General features: G+C 70.3%; 19 protein-coding genes and 1 tRNA gene. 13 read left to right on the forward strand and 7 right to left on the reverse strand.

Annotated features, from left to right (window positions below):
- Window positions 1–102 precede the first annotated feature (102 nt).
- Both KGQ19_RS35720 and KGQ19_RS35725 read left to right on the forward strand, forming a co-directional pair.
- Complete coding sequence (locus KGQ19_RS35720; protein ID WP_212017589.1) at window positions 103–303, forward strand: helix-turn-helix transcriptional regulator; 201 nt, start codon at window positions 103–105, stop codon at window positions 301–303.
- A gap of 52 nt (window positions 304–355) precedes the next feature.
- Window positions 356–1,945 (forward strand): tyrosine-type recombinase/integrase, encoded by a 1,590-nt coding sequence (locus tag KGQ19_RS35725; RefSeq protein ID WP_212017591.1) that lies wholly within the window; start codon window positions 356–358, stop codon window positions 1,943–1,945.
- Here the strand turns inward: KGQ19_RS35725 and KGQ19_RS35730 are convergent.
- Window positions 1,945–2,017 (reverse strand) — tRNA-Thr (locus KGQ19_RS35730). The genes KGQ19_RS35725 and KGQ19_RS35730 overlap by 1 nt on opposite strands.
- 540 nt (window positions 2,018–2,557) lie before the next feature.
- On the opposite strand from KGQ19_RS35730, the gene KGQ19_RS35735 reads away from it, so the two are divergent.
- On the forward strand, window positions 2,558–3,280 hold the full coding sequence (locus tag KGQ19_RS35735; RefSeq protein WP_212017593.1) for a ribonuclease H family protein: 723 nt from the start codon (window positions 2,558–2,560) through the stop codon (window positions 3,278–3,280).
- 199 nt (window positions 3,281–3,479) lie between these two features.
- On the opposite strand, the gene KGQ19_RS35740 is transcribed toward KGQ19_RS35735, so the two are convergent.
- Window positions 3,480–7,877: a type VII secretion EssC family protein gene (locus KGQ19_RS35740; protein ID WP_230419954.1), complete on the reverse strand. Its 4,398-nt coding sequence runs from the start codon at window positions 7,875–7,877 to the stop codon at window positions 3,480–3,482.
- Window positions 7,878–8,008: 131 nt separating this feature from the next.
- Between KGQ19_RS35740 and KGQ19_RS35745 the strand changes: the two genes are divergently transcribed.
- Window positions 8,009–8,737 (forward strand): prepilin peptidase, encoded by a 729-nt coding sequence (locus KGQ19_RS35745; protein WP_212017595.1) that lies wholly within the window; start codon window positions 8,009–8,011, stop codon window positions 8,735–8,737.
- A 75-nt stretch (window positions 8,738–8,812) separates the two neighbouring features.
- Here KGQ19_RS35745 and KGQ19_RS35750 read toward each other — a convergent pair whose 3' ends face one another.
- Together KGQ19_RS35750 and KGQ19_RS35755 are read right to left on the reverse strand one after the other, a co-directional pair.
- Window positions 8,813–9,349, reverse strand: a complete 537-nt coding sequence (locus KGQ19_RS35750; RefSeq protein WP_212017597.1) for a hypothetical protein — start codon at window positions 9,347–9,349, stop codon at window positions 8,813–8,815.
- 289 nt (window positions 9,350–9,638) lie between these two features.
- Entirely contained in the window at window positions 9,639–9,917 is a 279-nt protein-coding gene (locus tag KGQ19_RS35755; protein WP_212017599.1) for a hypothetical protein, read from the reverse strand.
- A gap of 332 nt (window positions 9,918–10,249) precedes the next feature.
- Here KGQ19_RS35755 and KGQ19_RS35760 point away from each other — a divergent pair, with 332 nt between their 5' ends.
- The 3 genes from KGQ19_RS35760 (at window position 10,250) to ispF (ending at window position 12,301) form a co-directional block, all read left to right on the forward strand.
- Entirely contained in the window at window positions 10,250–10,732 is a 483-nt protein-coding gene (locus KGQ19_RS35760) for a CarD family transcriptional regulator (RefSeq protein ID WP_194897915.1), read from the forward strand.
- Between the two features lie 135 nt (window positions 10,733–10,867).
- Window positions 10,868–11,668, forward strand: coding sequence for a 2-C-methyl-D-erythritol 4-phosphate cytidylyltransferase (gene ispD, locus KGQ19_RS35765; RefSeq protein ID WP_230419955.1), 801 nt, complete (start codon window positions 10,868–10,870; stop codon window positions 11,666–11,668).
- A gap of 150 nt (window positions 11,669–11,818) precedes the next feature.
- Entirely contained in the window at window positions 11,819–12,301 is a 483-nt protein-coding gene (ispF, locus tag KGQ19_RS35770) for a 2-C-methyl-D-erythritol 2,4-cyclodiphosphate synthase (protein WP_212017603.1), read from the forward strand.
- 195 nt (window positions 12,302–12,496) lie between these two features.
- Here the strand turns inward: ispF and KGQ19_RS35775 are convergent, their stop codons facing one another.
- Entirely contained in the window at window positions 12,497–14,131 is a 1,635-nt protein-coding gene (locus KGQ19_RS35775; protein WP_368862210.1) for a phytoene desaturase family protein, read from the reverse strand.
- A gap of 147 nt (window positions 14,132–14,278) precedes the next feature.
- On the opposite strand from KGQ19_RS35775, the gene KGQ19_RS35780 reads away from it, so the two are divergent.
- Window positions 14,279–15,511 carry a tetratricopeptide repeat protein gene (locus tag KGQ19_RS35780; protein ID WP_212017607.1) on the forward strand — a complete coding sequence of 411 codons (1,233 nt, stop codon included), beginning with the start codon at window positions 14,279–14,281 and terminating at the stop codon, window positions 15,509–15,511.
- A gap of 59 nt (window positions 15,512–15,570) precedes the next feature.
- Here KGQ19_RS35780 and KGQ19_RS35785 read toward each other — a convergent pair whose 3' ends face one another.
- A complete protein-coding gene (locus tag KGQ19_RS35785) occupies window positions 15,571–16,635 on the reverse strand; it encodes a serine hydrolase domain-containing protein (protein ID WP_212017610.1) in 1,065 nt (354 codons plus the stop codon).
- Between the two features lie 213 nt (window positions 16,636–16,848).
- Here KGQ19_RS35785 and KGQ19_RS35790 point away from each other — a divergent pair, with 213 nt between their 5' ends.
- Window positions 16,849–17,568: a GbsR/MarR family transcriptional regulator gene (locus KGQ19_RS35790; RefSeq protein ID WP_212017612.1), complete on the forward strand. Its 720-nt coding sequence runs from the start codon at window positions 16,849–16,851 to the stop codon at window positions 17,566–17,568.
- Window positions 17,569–17,593: 25 nt separating this feature from the next.
- Here KGQ19_RS35790 and KGQ19_RS35795 read toward each other — a convergent pair whose 3' ends face one another.
- Complete coding sequence (locus KGQ19_RS35795; RefSeq protein WP_413562947.1) at window positions 17,594–18,904, reverse strand: Bcr/CflA family multidrug efflux MFS transporter; 1,311 nt, start codon at window positions 18,902–18,904, stop codon at window positions 17,594–17,596.
- On the opposite strand from KGQ19_RS35795, the gene cysS reads away from it, so the two are divergent.
- From cysS to KGQ19_RS35815, 4 genes are all read left to right on the forward strand, one after another.
- Complete coding sequence (gene cysS / locus KGQ19_RS35800; RefSeq protein ID WP_212017616.1) at window positions 18,898–20,307, forward strand: cysteine--tRNA ligase; 1,410 nt, start codon at window positions 18,898–18,900, stop codon at window positions 20,305–20,307. The two genes, KGQ19_RS35795 and cysS, sit on opposite strands and share 7 nt — an antisense overlap.
- 149 nt (window positions 20,308–20,456) lie before the next feature.
- Entirely contained in the window at window positions 20,457–21,482 is a 1,026-nt protein-coding gene (gene rlmB / locus KGQ19_RS35805; protein WP_212017618.1) for a 23S rRNA (guanosine(2251)-2'-O)-methyltransferase RlmB, read from the forward strand.
- Between the two features lie 118 nt (window positions 21,483–21,600).
- Window positions 21,601–22,584, forward strand: coding sequence for an agmatinase (speB, locus tag KGQ19_RS35810; RefSeq protein WP_212017620.1), 984 nt, complete (start codon window positions 21,601–21,603; stop codon window positions 22,582–22,584).
- A gap of 28 nt (window positions 22,585–22,612) precedes the next feature.
- Window positions 22,613–23,455: PHP domain-containing protein (locus tag KGQ19_RS35815; protein ID WP_212017622.1), on the forward strand; the 843-nt coding region annotated here is incomplete at its 3' end.

Raw genomic sequence — 23,455 nt, forward strand, 5'->3', positions numbered from 1 at the left:
CCACGGTGAGCCCCACCCACACCCCCTGATCGAACCGATCCAAGTCCAGCCCGGCCTCCCACCGGGCTGGCCGGGGTCGGCCCTCCCAGAAAGGGCCCAGCTGTGGGCAACGCGTACGGCCTCATATCCCTGGACGAGCTGCTGGTCGAGCTGGGCGAGCCCGGCAAGCCGCTGCCGCGCTCCACCTTCTTCCGCTGGAAGTCCCGGGGCAGGGCCCCGAAGTCGATCAAGTACCCCAGTGGCGAGTTGCGGTTCCGCACCACTGACATCGAGCGGTGGCTGAAGTCCTGCGAACAGCACTAGCCGCCGATCCCACGAACTTCACCCTTAGTGCCCTTGGTTCAGGAAGACAACGTTGGAAGACGAAGAGTCCACATTTCAGGTCCGCATCTGGGCCATCAAGGAGCACGTCAGCAGGGCCAAGGCCGAGCTGGCGAAACCTGAGGAGGAACGCAAGCGCACCTACTCGATCCGCTGGATCGTAGAAGGGCGCCCCAAGGAGTGCACGGAAAGCTACGCGACTTTCACCGGCGCCGAGAGTCGCCTCATGGAGCTGACTCTGGCGGTGAAGAAGGGCGAGGCGTTCCACGTTCGGTCGGGGCTGCCGATGTCGGAGTACCGACAGGAGGCCGCTGCCAAAGCCCGTGCCGAGGCCGAGGCGGCTGCGGCAAGTGCGAAGAGCTGCTTGGAGCGCTTCATCGACTTTATGGACGACAAGTGGTCCAGTCTCAAACCCAAGTCTCGGGAGTCGATGATCAGGTCTCTGGCGACCGCGACCGTCGCTCTGACAACACCTGACGGGCCCGGGGCACCGAAAAGTAAGGACCTGTACTACGTCCTGAACAAGTACGCCCTCAACAAGCACAACCGCGGGTTGCAACCACCGCGCCAGCATCACGCGGCAGCCCTGGCCTGGGCCCACAAGCACTCGCTGCCGGAGGCCGAGCTGCGCAAAGAAGCCACCATCCGGCTGATCGTCGAGGCGTTGAAGCGGCAGCCCAGCAGCGGGAGCAAGGCAGCGCGGAACACAGTCAAGAACAACCGCTCCAAGATGCACCAGGTGTTCGACTACCTGGTGGAGCAGGAGGTCATCGACCTCAACCCGCTGGAGAACCCGAAGTGGAAGCGGGCCCTGGCCGCAGGCTCCGGTAGTGACGACGAGGGCAAGGTCGACCGGAGTGTTGTCGCCAACCCCGTGCAGGTCGAGCAGCTCATCACCAAGGCTGGCGACTACCCCGGCGAAGGAGTCGGGCAGGTGCTCCAGGCCTTCTTCGCCCTCCTGTACTACGGGCTCATGCGGCCTGGCGAGGCACTAGTCCTCAGAGAGGACGCCATTGTGTTACCACCGGAGCCGCCCGAGGGCGAGCAGGAAACCGGGTGGGCGACCATCACGTTCAAGAAGTCGAACCCCCAGCCGCAGGCGCAGTACACCGACGACGGCAAGACCGTGGAGGACCAAGGGCTGAAGCATCGTGAGGACGGCGAGGGTCGAACGGTGCTCGTGCCCCCACCGGGCGTGAGGTGGCTGCGCCGACACCTCAAGACCTTCAACATCTCGCCCGGCGGGCGACTATTCATCGGCCGCCACGGCGGCAAGATCGACAAGACGACCTACGCAGCCGTGTGGCGGTGGACGCGCAAGGAGGCCTTCACCGCACAGCAGCACAACTCGCTCCTAGCCAAGAGGCCGTATGACCTGCGGCACGGCGGGGTGTCGCTTATGCTGAATGCTGGCGTCGACCCGGCCCTGATCGCCGAGATGGCCGGCCACAGTATCGACGTTCTACTGAAGATCTACTCCAAGTGCGTCGACGGCCAGCAGGAAAGGGCAATCATGCTGGTCAACCGAGTGTTGGCGTACTGGAAGCTGCTCCCACCGGTGACTGAACCCGACGTTCCGGAGCCCGCAGAAAGGCTCATTGCGGCCTTGCAAGGCAAGTCCTGAGCCGCCGAGGGGACTCGAACCCCTAACCTACGCATTACAAGTGCGTTGCGCTGCCAATTGCGCCACGGCGGCGGGTGCGGAAGCCGATCAAGGCGAACGCACGCGGACATCGTATCGAATCACACGGCGGAGGGCGCCGGGATACCGCACCCCAGAGCGCGACAGACATCGGCTCCCGGCTCAGGCCGCGGACCGCATTGACCAGGTGCTTCGCGGCTACGGAATCGAAGACTCTTTTCCGCGTATTTTCCGCGACCAGCCGGACTCAGTGAGATCCAGTGAGACCGCACGAGAGCAAGCATCAACTCCGGATCGCTCGGCCGGACCGCCCAGCTAGCCACAGCGGATGGCATACCCCAGGTCAACACAGCAGGCTGAAATAGATCTTGAGCTGGGGAGGGAGGCAGCAAGACGCCAAGATGGTCGCTGATCGGATGAGACGATCCCGCGCGGTCCGCCTCACCGCTTTACAAGACAGGTGCGCTGCCAATTGCGCCACAGCGGCCGGACCGGGTGATCGGCGGGCCGATCTGATCCGCCGCCATCGTACCCAACGCGGCGGGTGTTGCCCCAGTCCGTTTCTCCGGGCCGCCGGTCTGCCACCATGGACTGATGTCCAGCACCCAGAAGCGTCTCATCGCCGCCTGTGACGGCGCCACCAAAGGCAACCCCGGACCCTCGGCCTGGGCCTGGGTCCTGGCCGACGCGGAGGGGACCGTGCTGCGGTGGCGGTCCGGGCCGCTGGGGCACGCGACCAACAACATCGCCGAGCTGACCGCGCTGCGCGAGCTGCTGGTGGAGGTCGGGCCGGGGGCGCGGGTGGAGGCCCGGCTGGACTCGCAGTACACGATCAACGCGGTGACCAAGTGGCTGCCGTCGTGGAAGAAGAACGGCTGGATGACCGCCGGGAAGAAGCCGGTGGCCAACGCCGACCTGATCCGCGAGATCGACGCCCTGCTCGGGGCCCGGGACGTGGTGTTCGTGCACGTGGCCGCGCACCAGGTGAACGGCGACCCCTACAACGACCTCGCCGACCGGGCCGCGAGCGCCACGGCGGTCAGCCAGAAGGCCATAGAGGGGACGGACGCCTCGCAGGTTCCCGGGACCCCGGACCGGCCCGCCCGGAGCGGCAGGGCGGGCTCTGCGGGCGGCGGGGGTGGCACGACGAGCAGCGCGAAGACCACCGGCGGCGACACCCCCGCGGCGAAGCCGGGGAAGGCCTTCACCATCCAGGCGAAGTTCGCGGGCACCTGCTCCTGCGGTAAGGGTTACGACGCCGGCGAGAAGATCACGAAGCTCGGCAGCGGACGCTGGGGACACCCGGCCTGCGCCTGACCGACCTGGCATAACCGGCCAAACCAACCAAACCAGCAAACCAGCAAACCCCTGCGCAACAAGCGCCGACGGCGGCCCGGGCCGAAGCCCGGACCGCCGTCGGCGTTCGCACATCGCGCTCAATATCAGCGCCTCACGCTCAGCACCTCACGCGCAGCACTAGCACCTCACGCTCAGCACCTCGCGCGAAGCCCCCACCTCAGTCCGTAGGCACCTGCACCGTCCGCAGCTCCCCGTCACCAAGATGCAGCAGCGCCCGGCCGGCCTGCACCTGCGCGCCGACCTGGCTGCGGCTGAGCCGCACGCCGATCAGGTCGCCGTCCATCGGCGACTGCGGCGAGAGGAGCGCGCCGCGCCGGCTCTTGCGGGCGTCGACGTGCCAGCCGCTGAAGCCGCTGTTCAGGTCCTCGGCGCTGCCGGCCACGATCAGCCCCTGGCCCCGGTCGGCGCCGAGGTTGATGATGTCCCGCAGCACCGGGCCGCACGGCGCGTCCTTCAGCATCTCGCCGTCGTCGATCAGGACGCAGACCGGGTGGCCGCCGGCCGCGTCCAGCGCTCCGCGCAGGTCGTCCTCGCTGACGTCCGCGTTCTCGAAGACCGCGAGCACCCCGCGCTCGCCGGCCAGCTTGCGCAGCGCCGAGTTGCGCGGGGAGATCAGCACCACCTGCGCGCCCTGCACCACCAGGGTGCGGGCCATGGTGTGCAGCATCGTGGAGCGACCCGACTTCGGGGGACCGGCGATCACGAACGCCGGCACGCCGTCGCTCAGGTCGGGACCGGCGCCGATGAGCTCGTCGCCGCCGACGCCGGCCAGCGCCCACAGCGGCCGGCCCTGCGAGACCTCGTCGCGCAGCTCCCAGGCCTCGGCCAGGGAGATCCGGTTGGGCAGCACGTCGACCCGGAACGGGCGGCGCGAGCGCGGGATCTGCGCGTCGCGGGCCTTGGCCTGCTCGGCGATCGCGGCCAGCGCCGCGGCCTGGGCCTGCCCCGCGCCGTCCGGGGTCAGCATCGCGACCTGGGTCTCCAGCCCGGACTCGGCCCGGAACGCGCGCCCGGTGGCGATCTCGTCCGGGAGCTTGCGCGGCTGCAGACCCATCAGACCGAAGTCCTGCTTGTCCGGCAGCCGGAAGGACAGCTTGTCCTCGGTGAGCGAGGCGATGCGGCCGCTGAGCACCTGGCGGTCACCGGTGATGACCATGTGCACGCCGACCCCCTGACCCTCGCGCATGATCCGCTGGATCTCATCGGTCAGCGTGCCGCCGTCGATCTCGCCGAGTGAGCCCAGGAACCCGTCCCACCGGTCCAGGAACACCACGATGTGCGGCAGCTTCTGATCCGCCGGCACCGACATCCGCTGCTCGATGATCCCGGCGAAGCCCTGCGCCGACAGCCGCTCCTGGCGGTTGGCGATCTCCTGGTTCAACCGGGAGATCAACCGCGTCGCCCGCTCGGACTGCTGACGCTGCACCACCGCACCGCAATGCGGCAGCGCCGTCAGCGGCAGCAGCGCACCGGAACCACAGTCGATCCCGTAGATGTGCACATCAGCGGTCGACTGCGTCAACGCGATCGCACCGGCCATCGTCCGCAGCATCTGGGAGCGCCCCGACCGCGGCGCACCGGCGATGAGCATGTGCCCCAGCGAACCGAAGTCCAGCACCGCCGCCCGCCGGGCCTGCAACGACGGCAGGTCGTCGATGCCCCACGGCACCGGCGCCAGGTCGTGACCACCGTGCCGACGCACCGGCGGCACGTCGGAGAGCAACACCACGTCCTGCAACGCCGGCAGCCACGGCGAGTGCTGCGGCGGGATCTGCATCGCCGTGTTCGCCTCGCGGATCGCGTCGACCAGCACCTTCAGGTCCGTGATCTCCGCGTCGTCCTCGGCCTTGGGGCCCTCGGGCTTCTTCGGCGGCGCGGCCGCCAGCCCCGGCCAGTCCAGGCGGGTGCTCCACACCGAAGCCTGCGACACCACGTTGGCCCCGGGGCGGCGGCCACCGACGCGGCCGGCCTGGAACGGCACCAGCGAGTTGGCACCCAGCCGCACATAGGCACGACCGGGCGTCGACTTCGAAATGAACCCGGCCGACGGGTCATCGATGACGTCCGTCGACTCGTTCCCGTCGGTCACCCGCAGCGCGATCCGAAGGTTGGTGTTGGCCCGGATCTCCGGCGACACCACACCCGAGGGCCGCTGCGTGGCCAGCAGCAAGTGAATACCCAGAGACCGACCACGCTGAGCGATGTTCACCAGACCCGTGACGAAGTCCGGCAGCTCCCGCACCATCGACGCGAACTCGTCGATCACGATCAGCAGCCGCGGCATCGGGTCCAGCTGCGTGTTCTTCTTCCGGATGTCGCCGTAGTCCTCGATGTCCTTGGCACCGGCCTGCGCCAGGATGTGCTCCCGGCGCTTCAGCTCCGCGCCCAACGACTCCAGCGCCCGCTCCACCAGGTGGTTGTCCAGGTCGGTGACCATACCCACGGTGTGCGGCAACTGCACACAGTCCTTGAACGCCGAACCGCCCTTGTAGTCCACCAACACGAACGTCATCGCCGTCGGCTTGTTCGCCACCGCCAACGCCGCCACGATCGACTGCAACAACTCAGACTTACCGGCACCAGTGGTACCGGCGATCAGACCGTGCGGACCATCGCGACGGATGTCGATCCCGAACGGGCCGTCGAACGACTCACCCAGCATCGCCATCGTCGTCTCGCCGCCCATCGTCCACCGGGCGGCGATCGCCTGGCTGGTCGGCGGCTCCAGGCCCAGCACGTCCAGCAGTCGCGAGGAGTTCGGGATGCCCGAGGCCTCCTCGTTGCCCGAGACGTCGCGCACCGCGGCCAGACCGCGCACCAGGCGCTGGCACCAGACCGGCGAAACGGCGTCCGGGCGGACGCCGCGCAGCATGTCCAGGCCGACCTGCTGCACCCGCAGGCCCTGCGGCTCGACGACCACGATGGCCTGGCACTCGCCGGGCAGGAAGCGGTCCTCGGCGTCCAGGCAGATCGCCCGGATGCCGACCATCGGGCCCTGCTGCAGGATCTGGATCACGCCGGGCATCGAACGCAGCCGGCGCGAGCCGTCCAGGATCACCACGATGTCCGGGTCCTTGAACGCCACCTGTTCGGTGGGGCTGCCGGACTTGGTCATCTGCTCCTTGAGCCGAAAGGTCAGCTGCTGTGTGACCTCGGCGATGCGCTGAGCGACCGTCTCGGCGTCGGTGCCGATCAGCGCCGTCGCGTTCTGCCCGGTGGCCGGCCGCAGGTGCGGCAGCCAGCGCATCCACTCCCAGTCCTGCTGCGCGTGGGAGTCGGTGAGCAGCACGAACTGCACGTCGTCCGGGCTGGACAGGGCCGCGGTCTGGGCGACCATCCAGCGGGCCAGGGCCCTCGGGGTCCCGGCCGGGCCGGCCACGCCGATCACGCCGCGCTCCTTCAGCGGGATGATCACCGGGGCCTCCGGGACGGTCCAGGCGACGTTGCGCCGGTGCTCGTCCTGCTCCGGGTCCTCCAGCACCACTTCGGAGTCCTGGTCCAGGGTGCCGACGCGGAGCAGCAGGTGGTCGGCGTCCCGGCGGCGGCGCTCCCACAGCCGCTGGCGCGGGCCGATGCCGATGTCCAGCAGGGTCGCCGGGTCCGGGCTCTCCTGGCGCCGCGCGTTGCGCTCCAGCGCCAGGGCCTCACGGGCGTCCTGCTCGATCCGAGCCTTCTTCGCCTCGTACTCGGCGGTCTTGATGGCGAACGTGCTCTTGCCGGACTTCTTGTCCTGCCAGAAGTTGCCGAGCATCATCACCGGCGACATCGCGGCCATCATCAGGTACTCGGGCCGCTTCATCATGACCGCCATCGCCACCGACATCAGCAGCGGCGCGACCAGCATCACGATCGGGAACGGGCGCTTGTGCTCCTCGGTGACCGGCGAGGGCAGCCGGAACCGGGTCTGCCGCTCCGGCGGCAGGATTCGCGGCGGCCGGTTGTAGTCCAGGAACGCGCCGTCCTCGGACGGGGTCAGGGCCGCGTCCGGCGGCGTGAAGTAGCCGACCTCCAGGATCGTGGTGCCGATCACGACCTGCATCCCCGGCTTCCACTCGGCCTCCCCGACCAGTGGCTGCTTCTCCAGGGTGGCGGCCACGCCCTCGTACGGGGCGACGCGGATCACGCCTCGGACATCCAGGCTGACCCGCAGCGCGAAGTCCGGTATACCGGGATCGTCGATCTTGACACGGTTACGCCGGGAACGGCCGATATCGGCGTAACCGGGATTTATTCGGTGCACCCCGCCGGCATCCGGGCCGCCGGCCACCCGGACCTCGACCGTGCCGTAGGGCTCCGCGGGCAGACAGCCCGAGGGATTGTGGAGTGAGACCACCGAGCCCTCGCGCAATGGCGAGGAAGCCAATGTGTGGCGCTGATCCACCAGATCGCCGTCCACGAACAGGAGGGGTGGTGACCCCGGGTTCGGCCCCTGCGCCCCCAGCATTCGACCCAACTGGTCCGCGACCTGTGGGATCGATGACTCCCCGTCCGCGTCCAGCAGTGCGTCCATCCAGGCGCCCTGGACAGGATCCACCACCGTCAACGTCATACGCATGACTCGGAAGTCTACGGCCAGCGGCGTCAGGGGATAAGGTCCGGCCTGACAAGCGCGGATCCCCATCGGGGAACCCCCTACTGGCGCGTGGCGAACACAACCCGCTCACGGCTGGCCGAACAGGAGCCCGGATGGACGTCGCAGTAGTGACCGCCCTGGTCGGAGCGCTGAGCGGGCCGGCCCTGGCGCGGGGCGCCTATCAGATGTCGGTCGACGCCGGGACGCCCGCGCGGCAGCGCTGCGGCCACTGCTGCGAGCCGCTGCCGGCCGGCTGGGCCCGGTTCGGGCTGTGGACCGGCCGGTGCGGACACTGCCGGGACGCCCTCGGACCGCGGATCTGGCTGGTGGCGATCGCGGCGGCGGCCGCCGGCTTCGCGGTCGGGCTGCGGCTGGGGAACGACCCGGCGGTGCTGACGTTCCTGGCGTTCGCGTTCGGCGGCGTGCTGCTGGCGTTCATCGACCTGGCGGTGCGGCGGCTGCCGGACCAGCTGACCGCCCCGCTGGCGGTGCTCGGCCTGGTCGGCCTGAGTACCACCGCGTATCTGAACCGGGACATGACCCCGGTGCTCAGAGGTTTGATAGCGGCGGCGCTGGCCGGCGGGCTCTTCCTGGCGCTGGCCCTGATCCGGCCGGACGGCGACGGGATGGGGCTCGGCGACGCCAAGCTGGCCGCCGTGCTCGGGTTGTATCTGGGCTACCTCGGCTGGGGCGACCTGACGCTGGGGATCCTCGCGGGGTCGGCCGCCGCGTCGGTGTTCGGGCTGGTCATGCTGCGCACCGGCCGGATGGACCGGAAGTCGGCGCTGACCTACGGGCCGTTCCTGCTGCTCGGAGCGCTGGTCGCGATGTTGGTCGGCTGAGCCGGCTGAGCCGACTCCGGCCCGCCCACCGAAACACCGGTGAGCGGGCCGGACGTGCGTGCGGACCAGCGCCGATCAGCTCGAGCTGGACGGCTGGAACTGCTGGTAGATGCCGGTGTTCGCCTCGGTCGAGGCGGCCACCGAGATGGTCGCGCCGCCGGCGAAGCTCAGCGCCACCGGGGAGATGCGGCCGGCCACCGAGGTGGAGTCGGCCAGCACCATCTTCGGGCCGGAGGGCGCGGCCAGGTTCAGCGCCGAGTGCGGGGCCAGGGCCAGGCCGGCGCCGGCCACGGAGACCGACTTGCCGTCGACGGTGACGCCGGACAGCGTGGCCGGGTCGTCGCCGTTGTTGACCACGGTCCCGGTCACCTGGGCGGCGTTGGTGGCCGGGTCCACGACCACGACCATGTTCAGGGCCTGCACGTCGCCGCTGGTGCCGGTGGCGAAGTTCGGCTGGATCTGCAGGGTCGCGGCACCGCCGCCGGCGGCGCAGCCGGTCGAGACCGCTGCGGTGCCGGCGACAGCGGCGATGACGAGGCCCATCTTGCGCAGCGTCGCGGAGCGACCCCTCAACGGGTGGCGGTGGGTGGCGGGCGGGAGAGTGCTCTTCACGGCGGAACGGCTCCTAGACGGTCCAACTGCTCACGGGCCGCCGCCGGTGTCGATCGGGGTGGGGCCGCCGGTCCGGATGGATTCGTGCGACTTCCCGACCACCCGATCAACGGCGGCTCGCAGCTAGTCTAAAAGGGCCTCAGATCAGGCCCGGGCCCGGGGGCCGTTCCATCGCCGTGATGTTCGCTACGCCGGCTGATCGGGCAGGCTGGAAGCCGCCCGGGCGGAGCGTGTCAGAACCGTGCCGGCGGCGGCACAAGGTACCGCCGCCGCAGACCGGCGCAGAGCGTCAGATGTCACCGGGGAAGCGTCGCCAGAAGACCAGGAAGCGCAAGGCGTGCCCGATCCGCCGCCCGAGCCGGGCCGCCGCCCGGAACGGCCACGCCAAGACCGCACCGGTCTTCGCCCGGGCCTTGGCCCACGCGACCTCCCGTCGGTAGGCCCGCACCTCGGCGTCGAGGGCGGAGATGTCGTCGGGGACGACCACGACCATGAAGCCGCCGTCGTCACCCGGATCGCCGAAGGAGCCGAAAGACTGATCGCCGTTGTCGCGACCTGGACTGTTCACCGGTGTATGCACCCACCCCACGCGTTGTCGGGAGCCGTAGCGTCATTGTGCGCTTCGCAGAGCGTTGTGCCCAGAGTTCCGGGGGCGTCAATCACGCGGGGAACAAACGATTTCCGCACGGCGCCGGCGATCGACTTCGGTCGCCGATCGACCAAGATCGCCCGCCGCGCGATATGGAGATCGAATGGCGCGGACCGACGGCCATTGAACTGCGCAAGCACGGCGCAAGCGGGTTTGTCAAGCCCCCACGGGCACGCTGACCTGCGCAAACGGTCTTCAGAACGGGCGTACAACGTGGTATCCTGGAGAGCCACGGAAGGGGCACATATCACATGACGTTCAAAGTTGGCGAGACCGTGGTCTATCCCCATCACGGGGCCGCGCTCATCGAGGATATCGAGATCCGCGTGATCAAGGGCGAGCCGAAGGAATACCTCGTGCTCAAGGTCGCACAAGGTGATCTGACAGTACGCGTGCCCTCTGAGAAGGCCGAGTACGTCGGCGTGCGCGACGTGGTCGACCAAGGCGGTCTGGAGAAGGTCTTCGACGTGCTGCGCGCGCCGCACACCGAGGAGCCGACCAACTGGTCCCGCCGCTACAAGGCGAACATCGAGAAGATCCAGTCCGGCGACGTCATCAAGGTGGCCGAGGTGGTGCGCGACCTGTGGCGCCGCGACCGCGACCGCGGGCTGTCGGCCGGCGAGAAGCGGATGCTGGCCAAGGCACGGCAGATCCTGGTCAGCGAGCTGGCGCTGGCCGAGGCGACCAACGAGGACAAGGCGGACGCCATTCTCGACGAAGTCCTGGCCTCCTGACGCTTCTGGCATCATCGCTTGTTCTGAATTACTCGGCACCATTTTTCTTTTCAGCATGAGCACGCCATCCGGCCCCGCGGCGATCAGCCGCCGGGGCCGGCGGCTTGTTGTGCGCTAATGTCCCGGGCCGTGAGCATGAGTACTGATCCCGCCGCCGAGGCCGGCCCCGCGACCGGGACCGACACCGGCGCCGCCGCCGACACCGGACCCGGCATCGGACCCGACACCGGCGCCGGCGCCGTCCGCGTCCGCGGCCGGGTGGCCGTGATCGTCCCGGCCGCCGGCAAGGGCGAACGGCTGGGCCCGGGCGCCCCGAAGGCGCTGCGCGAGCTGGGCGGCTTCCCGCTGCTGGTACACGCGGTCCGCACCCTGGTGACGGCCCGTTCGGTGGACCTGGTCGTGGTGGCCGCGCCGCCGAGCGCCGAGGGCGTGGCCGAGGTCCAGCGGCTGCTGGCCGATCTGCCCGGCGACACCCGCGTGGTGGCCGGCGGCGACACCCGCCAGGAGTCGGTCTCGCTGGCGCTGGCGACCCTGCCGGAGGACTGCGACGTGGTGCTGGTCCACGACGCCGCCCGCGCGCTGACCCCGGTCGACGTGGTCGAAGCCGTGGTCGCGGCGGTCCGGGACGGGGCCGGCGCGGTGATCCCGGTGCTGCCGGTGGCCGACACCGTCAAGGCGGTCGACGGGGACCTGGTGACCGCGACCGTGGACCGCTCCACCCTGCGCGCGGTCCAGACGCCGCAGGGCTTCACCCGCGACGTACTCACCAAGGCACACGCGGCGGCCGACCCGACCCTCCCCGCGACCGACGACGCCGGACTGGTCGAAGCCCTCGGCCTGCCGGTGCGCACGGTGCCCGGACACGCCGAGGCCTTCAAGATCACCACCCCGTTCGACCTGGTCCTCGCCGAAGCCGTGCTCAGGAGACGCCGATGACCGCGGCCGAGCCCCACGCGCGCGAGGACCGCGCTCGGCACCGCGCCGCCACAGCCGACCCGGGAAGCCCCTGATGACTACTACGAAGCCGCTCCCGCAGGCTGGCGGCACTCTGTCCGCCACCGCCACAGCCGCCCCCGGAAGGCGCCGATGACCACCGCACTCCCCCTCGTCGGCATCGGCGTCGACGTCCACGCCTTCGAAGAAGGCCGCGAGCTCTGGATCGCCGGCCTGCACTGGCCCGGCGAGACCGGCCTGGCCGGCCACTCCGACGCCGACGTGGTCGCGCACGCCGCCTGCAACGCCCTGCTCTCCGCGGCCGGGCTCGGCGACCTCGGCGCGCAGTTCGGCACCAGCGATCCGGAATGGGCCGGCGCCTCGGGCCTGAAGCTGCTCGGCGAGGCGGCGCGCCGGGTCCGGGACGCCGGGTTCGAGATCGGCAACGTCTCGGTCCAGCTGGTCGGGGTCCGGCCCCGGATCGGCAGGCGCCGCGCCGAAGCCGAGCAAGTACTCAGCGAAGCCGCCGGCGCCCCGATCCGGGTCGCCGCGGCGACCACCGACGGGCTCGGGTTCACCGGGAAGGGTGAAGGACTCGCCGGAATCGCGACCGCGATCGTGTTTCCTCGGACGTGACCCTCAAGCAATCTTCAAACCGCGCCGACGGATTCGGCCGGGCCCGGCGATCGCTCGCGCTCAGCCGTCCGCCGGTCACACAGTGCCGACGCTGACCACCACGAAAATCATGATGATCACCCACGATCGTGGGTCTTAATTCGCGGACCCGGCACAACGCCGAAACCCCGTGTGCTAGGAATGGAAACGTGAACCTCATATCCCGCTGCTGCGCCTACGACCCGCGTCGGCGACGCGGTCGAGAACTGCACGTGCAGCGTTGTGGCCGGGGATTCCGGACACACCTCCTCCGCGGCGCGCGCCAGCGCCGCAGATGAGCACGTTGTCGATCCCGGTCTCCACGCCCCACTTGCCCACCTGGTCCGCGCGCTCGGCGTAGGGCCAGGACAGGTCCCGGTGGAAGATGTGGCCGCCGGGCATCGCCAGTTCGTCCTGCAGGTCCTCGGTGGTCTTGGCCTCCAGGCAGGGCTTGCCCTCGGCGTCCAGCGCGAGGCAGTCGGCCAGCGGCTCCTCCAGGTACGCGTCCAGCCCGGCCACCGCGCTGCGCACCATCTCGTCCTTCGTCGCGCCGCCGGGCAGCGTGTGCAGCGAGAACAGCGTCAGGGTCTGCACGTCCGGCCGCTTGAGCAGGTCCTTGCCCAGGATCGAGCGGTCGGTGAGGGTGTGGCAGTAGACCTCGGACGGCAGCGGGTCCGGCAGCTTGCCGGCGTGGGAGTCCTGATACGCCTGCCGCAGCTGCGCGGCGCCCTCGTCGATGTGGAAGGTGCCGGCGAAGGCCACGTGCGGATCGGCCCCGGACTTCAGCCGCGGCAGGTGGTCCAGCAACATGTTGATCTTCATCTGGGTGCCCTGCGGCTGCGGGGCGCCGGCGCTGCCGCGGCCGAGCAGCCGGGTCAGCACCGCCGGGGCCACTCCGGCCAGGACATAGCCGGACTGGATCACCTGCTCGGTGCCGTTGTGGTCGCGGTAGGTGACCTCGGCGCGGCCGCCGCCGGCGTCCGGTTCGATGTGCGTCACCTCAACCCCGGTGAGGATCCGCGCCCCGGCGTCGACGGCCGATCGGTACAGGGCCTCGGTGACGCTTCCCATGCCGCCGATCGGCACCCGCCACTCGCCGCTGCCGTTGCCCATGACGTGGTACAGGAAGCACCGGTTCTGCTTCAGGCCGGCGTCCCCGGCCCAGCTGTCGGTGCCGATCAGGGCGTCGGTGAGGACCACGCCGCGCACCGTGTCGTCGCCGAAGAACTGCTCCACCGCCGCACCGATCGGCTGCTCGAACACCCACTCCCAGGCCTGTCCGGCGCCCTCCTCGCGGACCAGCGCCTCCAGTTGTCCGCGGCCCAGCAACGGGTTCAGCAGGGTCGGGGAGATCGCCCGGGCCAGCCGGCTGAGCTGTTCGTAGAACCGGTTCCAGGCCTTGTACTCGGCGTCGCCCCCGGTCAGGCGGCGGAAGCTGTCCTCGGTGGCGGCGCCGGGGCGGCGCTCGACCAGCAGCCCGGTGTCGGCGCCGGCCCGGCGCACCGGGGTGTAGGAGGAGACCGGGCGGCTGCGCAGCTCGATGACCAGTTCCAGGTTGCGCACGATCGTGTAAGGGAGCAGCGACACCAGGTAGGAGTAGCGCGACAGCCGGGCGTCCTGCCCGGCGAACGGAGACGCGCTCACCGCCGCGCCGCCGACCGTGTCCAGCCGCTCCAGCAGGGTGACGTGCAGCCCGGCCCGCGCCAGGTAAGCCGCGGCCACCAGGGCGTTGTGGCCGCCGCCGACCACGACGACGTCGTGCCGCGAGGCACCGGGGCGGGGCGTGCGCGCGGGGCGTTCAGGCAGTGCCACTGTCACGTCGGGCGTCCTTCCCTGGAGGAGTCCCGATCATCCCACGTCCGACTCCTGTGACGGCTTGCCTCTGGCATCCCGGCGTGCCGGTGGGGTATACCAGGCGACTGATAACCGGCGGTCCGTCCGGTCGAGGGGGTTTGCGGGATGTCCGGCGAAGCAAGTGAGCAAGAGGTCTGGTATCCGGCGGCGACGATGGACGCCGCCATCAAGGCCGAGGTCCGGGCAGCCGTCAGCGCGGCCGGGGAGGTGCTCGCCGCGACCGGCGAGGGCGACCCGGCCGGGGCGGCCGATCTCGAGGAAACCATGGTCGTGAAGTACGTTCCCCTTCCGGCCCCTGGGGAATCCGCCCCGGCCCCGGCTGTGACCACAGCGGAACCGGCCGCCGCCCTGAGCCCGGACCAGATCGGCCGGCACATCGCCCGCGCCGAGGCGCTGGCCGAACTCGGCCGCCGCCGACAGGCCCTGGACGTCCTCAACGAACTGATCGCGGCCGGCAGCCAGGACGTCCGGGTCTGGCGCTCGCTGGCCGCCGTCTACCTGGAGACCGGCGACGGCGAGAAGGCACTGCGCGCGGCGGACTGGGTCGTGACCTTCGCCCCGGGCGACGAGTGGGGCCACCGGCTGCGCGCCTCGGCCCTGCGGCTGCTGGAGCGCACCGACGAGGCGGTCGCCGCGGCCGAGGAGGCGGTACGGCTGGGACCGCAAGTCTGGCAGAGCCGGGCCAGCCTGGCCGCCGCCCTGGAAGCCAGCGGCGACTTGTCCCAGGCCGCCGCCGAGGCCCGCCGCGCCTCCGAACTGGCCGCCGAACTCGACCCGGAATCCGAGCCGGAGGCCCGGCACTTCGAGGAGTCGGTCGCCAGGGCCGACGAGGACGTCCCCGAACCGGTCGCCTTCGTCGCCGACCTGGAAGCGGTCCTGGCCTCCCGCCCCGGCCCGGACGACGAGAGCCTGGCCCACGTCGGCACCATGGTCCTGCGCGGCATGGAGTTCAGCGCGATCGCCGGCTGGCTGGTCGCCTTCGGCGGCGTGGCCATCCCCGGCTTCGACATCAGGTTCCTGATCCCGCTGGCGGTGGTGGCGGTGCTGGCCGTCTCCCTGGTCGGCCCGGCCCGCAAAGCCGGCCGCGACCTGTGGCGCTACCTGGTCGAGTACCTGTGGCAGGACACGAAGACCCGGGTGGCGCTGGTGATGACCATCGCCGCCCACGTCTTCATGATCACCGGTAGCTCGCTGGGCCACGTCCAGGGCGGCTCCACGCTGATGGTGGGGCTGATCAGCCACCTGGTCGGCCGGCTGACGCTGCATCGGAAGGCACCGGAGCTGAGCCCGGTGCGACGGGGCGGCGCCCCGGCCGCGCCGCGCAGTACGGCGGCATGACCGGGGCGCTCGGTTGAGAGAGCCGCTCGCTTGAGAAGCGCTCGCTTGAGACAGGCGGATCAGGCTTCGGCGAAGACCTCCGCCAGAAGCTCCGGGAACAGCTCCAGCGGCGGCATTCCCCAGTCCCCGTTGACGTTCACCACCGCGACCCGACGGCCGTCGCGCGTGCCGAACATGTAGGTGAAGCTTCCGGAGATCAGGCCGCCGTGGCCGAACAGTTCGGTGCCGTCCGGAAGCGTGAAGGACGAGATGCCGAGGCCGTAGTGGTAGCCGTCGAGCCAGACGCCGTCCGGGACCGGCGTCATCGCGAACATCTCGGCCATCTGCTTCGGCGCCTGGAGGCGGCCGGAGAGCAGCGCGGACAGCAACACGGCCAGGTCTTCGACGGTGGAGACCACCGATCCGGCACCGAACCCGTCGCTCGCGTTCCGGTCGGTGACGTCGTGCAGGGGAGCGTCCGCGTCGGGCGAGTTCAGCTTGCTGTAAAGCCGAGCCCCCTCGCCCCGGTAGAACCGATCGGTGCCCGGGGAATACGTGTGCTTCAGCTTCAGCGGCCGCGCGATGCGGTACTCGATGAGGTCCGCATAGGACATGCCAGTGGCCTTCTCCAGGATCATCGCGGCGAGCACGAAGTTCGTGTTCGAGTACCCGAATCGCTCACCCACCGGGAACTCGGCGGGATGTGACGCGGCTATCGCCACGAGTTGTTCGGGCGTATGAGTGTCGTCCAGGTGATCGGGCAGGGCGGCGGTGAAGTAGTTCTCCATCAGCTGCGGATCACTGGTGTAGGGGAAGATCCCGGTGGTCTGGCCGACCAGCCGCCGGATGGTGATGTCCGCCGGCCGCAGCGCTTCGGGCAACAGCCCCGGCAGCCACCGCTCGACGGTGTCGTCCAGGCTGAGCTTGCGCTCGGCGGCGAGTTGGAGGACGAGCAGCGCGGTGAAGGTCTTCGTGATGCTGCCGACCCGGATTTCGTCGGCGGGCCGGCGCTCACGACCGCTGACGATGTCGGCGACACCGGCGGCGTGGAACTCCGAGCGGCCCTCGGTACGGATCAGGGCGACGGCGCTGGGGTAGTCGGGGACAGCCGCGGCGAGGACGGTCTGGATCGAGGTGGCGGACATGGCTGGCTCCTTGGCCTTGAGGTGGTGTCGCTGGGTGTTTGCGACAATCGAAACGCTATGTTGCGTTCGCAGAATCATCAAGCAATGCTTCCTGAAGCAAGTGCCATCGCTGCTGGTGACAGCCTCGGAATCCTTGCAATGAGCTTGAAGATGAATGCATGGAAGCTGGCATCGCTGTTGCAATGAGATCCAGTCCGAGCGCAGACTGGGTCCATGCCCGGAGGCCGTCTGACCCACTCCGACCGCCACGCCATCGCCGCGGGGCTGGCCGGGGACCTGTCGTACAACGAGATCGCCAAGCGCCTGGAGCGGCCGACGTCGACCGTCACGAGAGAAGTGATGCGCAACGGCGGGCCGCTCGCCTATCGCGCGGACGGCGCGCACCAGGCGGCGCATCGCAAAGCCCGCCGCAGCAAGGCGGCGCGCGCCGCGGGACCGGGCGCGCTGCCGTCAGCGGACTTCGGCCGCGACCCGGAAGCGGTGCGCGCCTACGCCGAGAGCCTGACAGGGATCCTGGAGAGTTCGGGAATGCCGCGGATGATGGCCGGTGTGCTGGCTTGTCTCTACACGGCCGACTCGGGCGGGATGACGTCCGCGGAGCTGGTGGCCCGGCTGCGGGTGAGTCCGGCCTCGATCTCGAAGGCGGTCGGCTACCTGGAAACCCAGGAGCTGATCCAGCGCGAGCGGGGCCCGGACCGCCGCGATCGCTACCTCATCGACGACGACGTCTGGTTCCGCGCGACGCTGGCCAGCGCGCGGCTGAACGACAGCATGGCGGCGGCGGCCCGCTCCGGCGTGGAAGTGCTCGGCGCCGGCACCCCGGCCGGGGAACGCCTCCGCGAGATGAGCCGGTTCCTGGACCAGATCTCGCGCGAGCTGGTGGCTTCGGCCGAACGGTGGCGGGCGGTGCCGCCGAAGGCTGACGAAGCCTGATACCCGAGCCCGATACCCGAGTGCTTCAAGCCGCCGCGGGCTCCGCGACCGGCTCGCTGGCCGGGGCCGCCGGCGTCCGCACCAACACCGCCCGCATCACCACCGCGGCGGCGCTCAGCCCGAAGATGACCAGCGCCATCGGCATCCCGCTGCTCTTGCTGCCCAGGCCGGTCAGCGGCGCGAAGACGGCGCCGAACAGGAACTGGCCGGTGCCGATCAGCGCGGAGGCGGCGCCGGCCACCGCGGGTTCGTAGCCGGACAGCGCCAGCGCGGTGGCCTGGGGCGAGATCACGCCGATCGAGGACACCATCAGGAACAGCCCGATCAGGGTCCCGGCCAGGTCGCCGTGGAAGAACGCGGTGGCCGCGAGCAGGATCGCGCTGCCGCCGAAGCACATCGCCAGTCCCACGCCGAGCAGCCGGGCCGGCGCCACCCGGCCCACCAGCCGGCCGCCGGCCTGGCCGGCGATCATGATGCCCAGGGCGTTGGCCCCGAAGGCGAAGCTGAACTGCTGCTTCGACAGGCCGTGGATGTTCTCCAGCACGAACGGCGAGCCGGAGATGTAGGCGAACATCGCCGCGAAGGCGAAGCCGCCGGTCAGGATGTAGCCCATGAAGCGCCGGTCGCGCATCAGGGCCCGGAACGTCCGCAGGGTCGCCGGCAGCCCGCCGCGGGAGGTGCCGCGCGCGGACGCCGGCAGCGTCTCCTTGAGCCCGAGCGTCGCGGCCAGCAGCAGCACGACGCCGATCACCGTCAGCACGACGAACACCCCGCGCCAGCTCATGAACCGGGTCAGCTGGCCGCCGAGCACCGGGGCCAGGATCGGTGCGAGGCCGTTCACCAGCATCAGGGTGGAGAAGAACTTGGTGAGCGCGTCCCCGTCGTAGAGGTCGCGCACCATCGCCCGCGAGATCACCAGTCCCGCCGCGCCCGCGAGGCCCTGGAGCAGCCGTGCGGCGGTGAGTGAGTACACGTCGGGGGCCAGAGCGCAGAACAGTGAGGTGGCCGCGTAGGCGATCAGCCCGATCGCCAGCGGCTTCTTCCGTCCCCAGGCGTCCGACATCGGCCCGGCCACCAGTTGGCCGACGGCCAGGCCGATCATGCACGCGGTCAGCGTCAGCTGGACGTTCGCCTCGGGAGTGCGGAAGGAATGCGCAAGATCGGGAAGAGCCGGAAGGTACATGTCGAGCGACAAGGGCCCGAACATGGAAAGCGCTCCCAATATCAGGAGCAACTTCAAGGGAGCCCCACCTGAACGCTTCACCACCCTATGGAAGCACAACGCCGGAGAGGCCGATTCCGGCCGCCGACCCCCGGTATCCTTGGGGAATGACACTCCGCCTGTATGACACCGCCGCGCGAGCCACGCGCGAGTTCGTACCCGTCACACCAGGCAAGGTCTCGATCTACCTGTGTGGCGCCACCGTCCAGGCCCCGCCGCACATCGGCCACGTCCGCTCCAACCTCTCCTTCGACATCGTCCGGCGCTGGTTCGAGTACCGCGGGTACGACGTCACGTTCGTGCGGAACGTCACCGACATCGACGACAAGATCATCCGCAAGGCGGCCGAGCAGGACGTGGAGACCTGGCGGGTCGCGCAGGCCAACGAGTACGCGTTCCAGGACGCCTACCGGCTGCTGGGCTGCGAGGACCCCACGGTGGAGCCGCGGGCGACCGGCCACATCCCCGAGATGATCGCGATGATGCAGACGCTCATCGACAACGGCCACGCCTACGCCGCCGGCGGCGACGTCTACTTCCGGGTGCGCTCCCTGCCCGAATACGGCTCGCTGGCCCACTTCAGCGTGGACAACCTCGAAGAGCAGGCGCTGGACGACGTGGCCCCGGAGACGCACAAGGAGGACCCGCACGACTTCACGCTGTGGAAGGCGTCGAAGCCGGGCGAGCCGTTCTGGGACACGCCGTGGGGACCGGGCCGTCCGGGCTGGCATCTGGAGTGCTCCGCGATGGCGCACCGCTACCTGGGGACGAACTTCGACATCCACGGCGGCGGCGTCGACCTGATCTTCCCGCACCACGAGAACGAGCAGGCGCAGTCGCACGCGTTCGGCGACAAGTTCACCAACTACTGGATGCACAACGGCTGGGTCACCCTCAAGAACGTGAAGATGTCCAAGTCGCTGGGCAACTCGGTGCTGGTCACCGAACTGGCCAAGCACTACCGCCCGGTGGTGCTCCGCTACTACCTCGGCACCCCGCACTACCGCTCGATGATCGAGTACACCGACACCTCGCTGCACGAGGCCGACGCCGCGTACAGCCGCATCGAGGGCTTCGTCACCCGGGCCCTGGAGACGGTCGGCCCGACCGAGGCGGCGGCCGAGGTCCCGGCGGCGTTCGCGGAATCGATGGACGACGACTTCGGCGTCCCCGGCGCGGTGGCGGTGCTGCACAACACCGTCCGCGAGGGCAACACCGCCCTGGCCGGCGGCGACAAGGAAGGCGTCGCGACGCACCTGGCCTCGGTGCTGACGATGCTGGACGTCCTGGGCCTGAACCCGCTGGCCGAGCCGTGGAGCGGGGCGGCCGGCACCGCCGGCTCCGGCACCGACCTGCGGCCGGTCGTCGACACCCTGGTCAAGGTGGCGCTGGAGCAGCGGCAGGCGGCGCGCGAGCGCAAGGACTACGCCGCCTCCGACGCCATCCGCGACCAGCTGGCCCGGGCCGGCGTCACCGTCGAGGACACCCCCAGCGGTCCGCGCTGGACTGTCGGCTAGCCGATAGCCGGCGGTCGACTAGCGGGCCACTAACCAGCGGGGCCGGTCGCCTAGGCGGCCTCACCCGACCGTGCCCCCGCCGCGCTCCAGGTAGCGTGAGGCGGGGGCGCGTCTCCCCGAGCACAAAACTTCACGAAGGAAAAGACATCATGGCGAGCAAGGGCGGCGGCACCGGCGGCCGAGCGAACAAGCCGGGCGCTTCGAGCTCGAGGAAGGGCGCCCAGAAGGGCTCCGGCGGCCAGCGCCGCCAGGGTCTGGAGGGCCGCGGCCCGACCCCGAAGGCCGAGGAGCGCACCGGGCACCCGGCGGCCCGCAAGGCGAGGTCGGCGGCCAAGCGCGGCGCGGCCGCGAACGCTGCGAACACCCGCTCGGCGGCCGGCACGCGGGCCACCTCCCGCCCGGTCCGGCGCACCCCCGGCAAGGGCGAGGCCGAGCAGGTCGCCGGCCGCAACTCGGTGGTCGAGGCGCTGCGGGCGCAGGTGCCGGCCAAGGCCCTGTACGTCGCGCAGTACATCGACAGCGACGACCGGGTCCGGGAGTCCATGAAGCTGGCCATGGAGCAGGGCGTCCCGCTGCTGGAGGCCCCGCGCCACGAGCTGGACCGGATGACCAACGGGACCCTGCACCAGGGCATGATGCTGGTGATGCCGCCGTACGAGTACGCGCACCCGGACGACCTGTTGGAGGCGGTGTTCGCCGCCGGCGACACCCCGCTGTTCGCGGCGCTGGACGGCGTCACCGACCCGCGCAACCTCGGCGCCGTGATGCGCTCGGTGGCGGCCTTCGGCGGGCACGGCGTGATCGTGCCGGAGCGGCGCGCGGCGGGCATGACGGCCGGCGCGTGGAAGGCCGCGGCCGGCGCCGGGGCCCGGCTGCCCGTGGCCCGCGCCGGGAACCTGACCCGCGCGCTGGAGGCGTACAAGAAGCAGGGCGTGATGATCGCCGGGCTCGCCGCCGACGGCACGGTGCCGCTGCACGACCTGGAGATCGCGACCGAGCCGCTGTGCCTGGTCGTCGGGTCCGAGGGCAAGGGCATGTCGCGGCTGGTGTCCGAGCTCTGCGACGTCACGGTCTCGATCCCGATCGCCTCCACGACCGAATCGCTGAACGCGGGTGTGGCGGCCGGGATCGCGCTCTACGAGGTCGGCCGGCGGCGCGCCGAGGCGCGTGGTTGAACCCGTCGCATCGGGGCACCAGGCGTTATCGCAACCCGTACCACTCAGGCACCTCAGGCACCACAAGCACCACGTAGGCACCACCGCACCACAAGTTCCACAGCAAGGAGGCGGCTCAATGCCGAGCACCGAAGACGGCAGCACCGGACGTCCGGCCCCGATAGGCCCGATCGACTCCTCGAAGACCCCGCGCTACGCGGGCTTCGCGACGTTCGCCCGGCTGCCACGTCTGGACCAGCTCCCAGTCGGGGAGAAGGCGGACGTCGCGGTCCTCGGCGCCCCCTTCGACGCCGGTGTGTCCTACCGTCCCGGCGCCCGCTTCGCCCCCGCGGCGGTGCGTGAGGCCTCGCGGCTGCTCCGGCCCTACAACCCGGGCCTGGACTTCTCACCCTTCGAGGCGGTGCAGGTCGCCGACGCCGGCGACATCGCCATCAATCCGTTCCTGATGAACGAGGCGCTGGAGCAGATCGAGGCGCACTCCGACGAGCTGGTGCGGGCCGGCTCCAAGCTGGTGACGATCGGCGGCGACCACACCATCGCCCTGCCCCTGCTGCGCACCATGGCCCGCCGGCACGGCCCGGTGGCGCTGCTGCACTTCGACGCGCACCTGGACACCTGGGACACGTACTTCGGCGCGCCGTACACCCACGGCACCCCGTTCCGCCGCGCCTTCGAGGAGGGCATCCTGGACTCCTCGGCGGTGGCGCACGTCGGCACCCGCGGCCCGCTGTACAGCAAGCGGGACCTCAGCGACGACCAGCGCATGGGCTTCGGCATCGTGACCTCCGCGGACGTCATGCGCCAGGGCGTGGACGCGGCGGCGCAGGCGCTGCGCGAGCGGATCGGCGACCGGCCGGTCTACATCTCGATCGACATCGACGTCCTGGACCCCGCGCACGCCCCCGGCACCGGCACCCCGGAGGCCGGCGGCATGACCAGCCGCGAACTGCTGGAGATCCTGCGCGGCCTGGACGACCTGAACCTGATCGGCGCCGACGTGGTCGAGGTGTCCCCGGCCTACGACCACGCCGAGATCACCTCGATCGCCGCCGCGCACGTGGCCTACGATCTCGTGACGTTGCTGGCGATGCGGGGGCGGTGAGGCACCGCCCCTGAAAGGGGGAGTTCCGGTGCTGCCACCCGACAACCACGTCCACAGTGAATACTCGTGGGACGCGCTCGCCGGTTCCATGGAGCGGACCTGCGAGCGCGCGGTCGAGCTCGGGCTGCCGTCGGTCGCGTTCACCGAGCACGCGGACTTCAGCATCTCGGAGATGACGCCGGAGACCTGGTTCCCGGAGCAGTGGCAGCGCTACGTCGAGGTAGTGGACGGTCGCAGCATTCTCACTCCCCCGGCCATCGACCTCACCAACTATCTGGAGACGCTGGAGCGCTGCCGCGACCGTTTCCCGACGCTGCGGATCCTGTCCGGGGTGGAGCTCAGCGAGGCGCACTGGTTCCCGGACCAGACCGCGGATCTCCTTCAGCGCGGCGGGTTCCAGCGGATCCTCGCCTCGCTGCACACCTCATCAGCGCGCGACGAGGATTACGCCGACATAACCGTGAGCATCAAGCGGAGCGACCCGATTGCCGAGTACCGCGGGTATCTGGCCGAGATGGTGCGGTTGATCGAGGAATACGACGGGTTCGAAGTGCTCACGCACATCGACTATCCGGTGCGGGATTGGCCGCACGAGCGGATTCCCTTCGATCTTTCGGCCTTCGAGGGCGACATCCGCCTGGTGCTGCGGACACTGGCGCGCGCCGGCAAGATCATGGAGTTCAACACCCGGATCCCGCTCGATCCGCGGGTGGTCGGCTGGTGGCGGCAGGAGGGCGGCAGGGGCGTCTCCTTCGCGTCGGACGCGCACGTGCCCGAGGCAGTCGCCAGCGGCTTCCAGGAAGCCGCCGAGGTGGCGCGCGCCGCCGGGTTCAAGCCCGGCGCGGATCTGTTCGATTTCTGGGTCCGCGAC

It is taken from the genome of Catenulispora pinistramenti (assembly GCF_018274385.1).
Classification (GTDB): Bacteria; Actinomycetota; Actinomycetes; order Streptomycetales; family Catenulisporaceae; genus Catenulispora; species Catenulispora pinistramenti.

What these genes read in the sequence shown, in the direction of transcription:
- KGQ19_RS35735 (WP_212017593.1), top strand. Translation starts at nt 2,558, where the DNA reads ATGTCCAGCACCCAGAAGCGTCTCATCGCCGCCTGTGACGGCGCCACC.
- KGQ19_RS35740 (WP_230419954.1), bottom strand. Translation starts at nt 7,877, where the DNA reads ATGCGTATGACGTTGACGGTGGTGGATCCTGTCCAGGGCGCCTGGATG.
- KGQ19_RS35745 (WP_212017595.1), top strand. Translation starts at nt 8,009, where the DNA reads ATGGACGTCGCAGTAGTGACCGCCCTGGTCGGAGCGCTGAGCGGGCCG.
- KGQ19_RS35760 (WP_194897915.1), top strand. Translation starts at nt 10,250, where the DNA reads ATGACGTTCAAAGTTGGCGAGACCGTGGTCTATCCCCATCACGGGGCC.
- ispD (WP_230419955.1), top strand. Translation starts at nt 10,868, where the DNA reads ATGAGTACTGATCCCGCCGCCGAGGCCGGCCCCGCGACCGGGACCGAC.
- ispF (WP_212017603.1), top strand. Translation starts at nt 11,819, where the DNA reads ATGACCACCGCACTCCCCCTCGTCGGCATCGGCGTCGACGTCCACGCC.
- KGQ19_RS35780 (WP_212017607.1), top strand. Translation starts at nt 14,279, where the DNA reads ATGTCCGGCGAAGCAAGTGAGCAAGAGGTCTGGTATCCGGCGGCGACG.
- KGQ19_RS35785 (WP_212017610.1), bottom strand. Translation starts at nt 16,635, where the DNA reads ATGTCCGCCACCTCGATCCAGACCGTCCTCGCCGCGGCTGTCCCCGAC.
- KGQ19_RS35790 (WP_212017612.1), top strand. Translation starts at nt 16,849, where the DNA reads ATGCCCGGAGGCCGTCTGACCCACTCCGACCGCCACGCCATCGCCGCG.
- cysS (WP_212017616.1), top strand. Translation starts at nt 18,898, where the DNA reads ATGACACTCCGCCTGTATGACACCGCCGCGCGAGCCACGCGCGAGTTC.
- rlmB (WP_212017618.1), top strand. Translation starts at nt 20,457, where the DNA reads ATGGCGAGCAAGGGCGGCGGCACCGGCGGCCGAGCGAACAAGCCGGGC.
- speB (WP_212017620.1), top strand. Translation starts at nt 21,601, where the DNA reads ATGCCGAGCACCGAAGACGGCAGCACCGGACGTCCGGCCCCGATAGGC.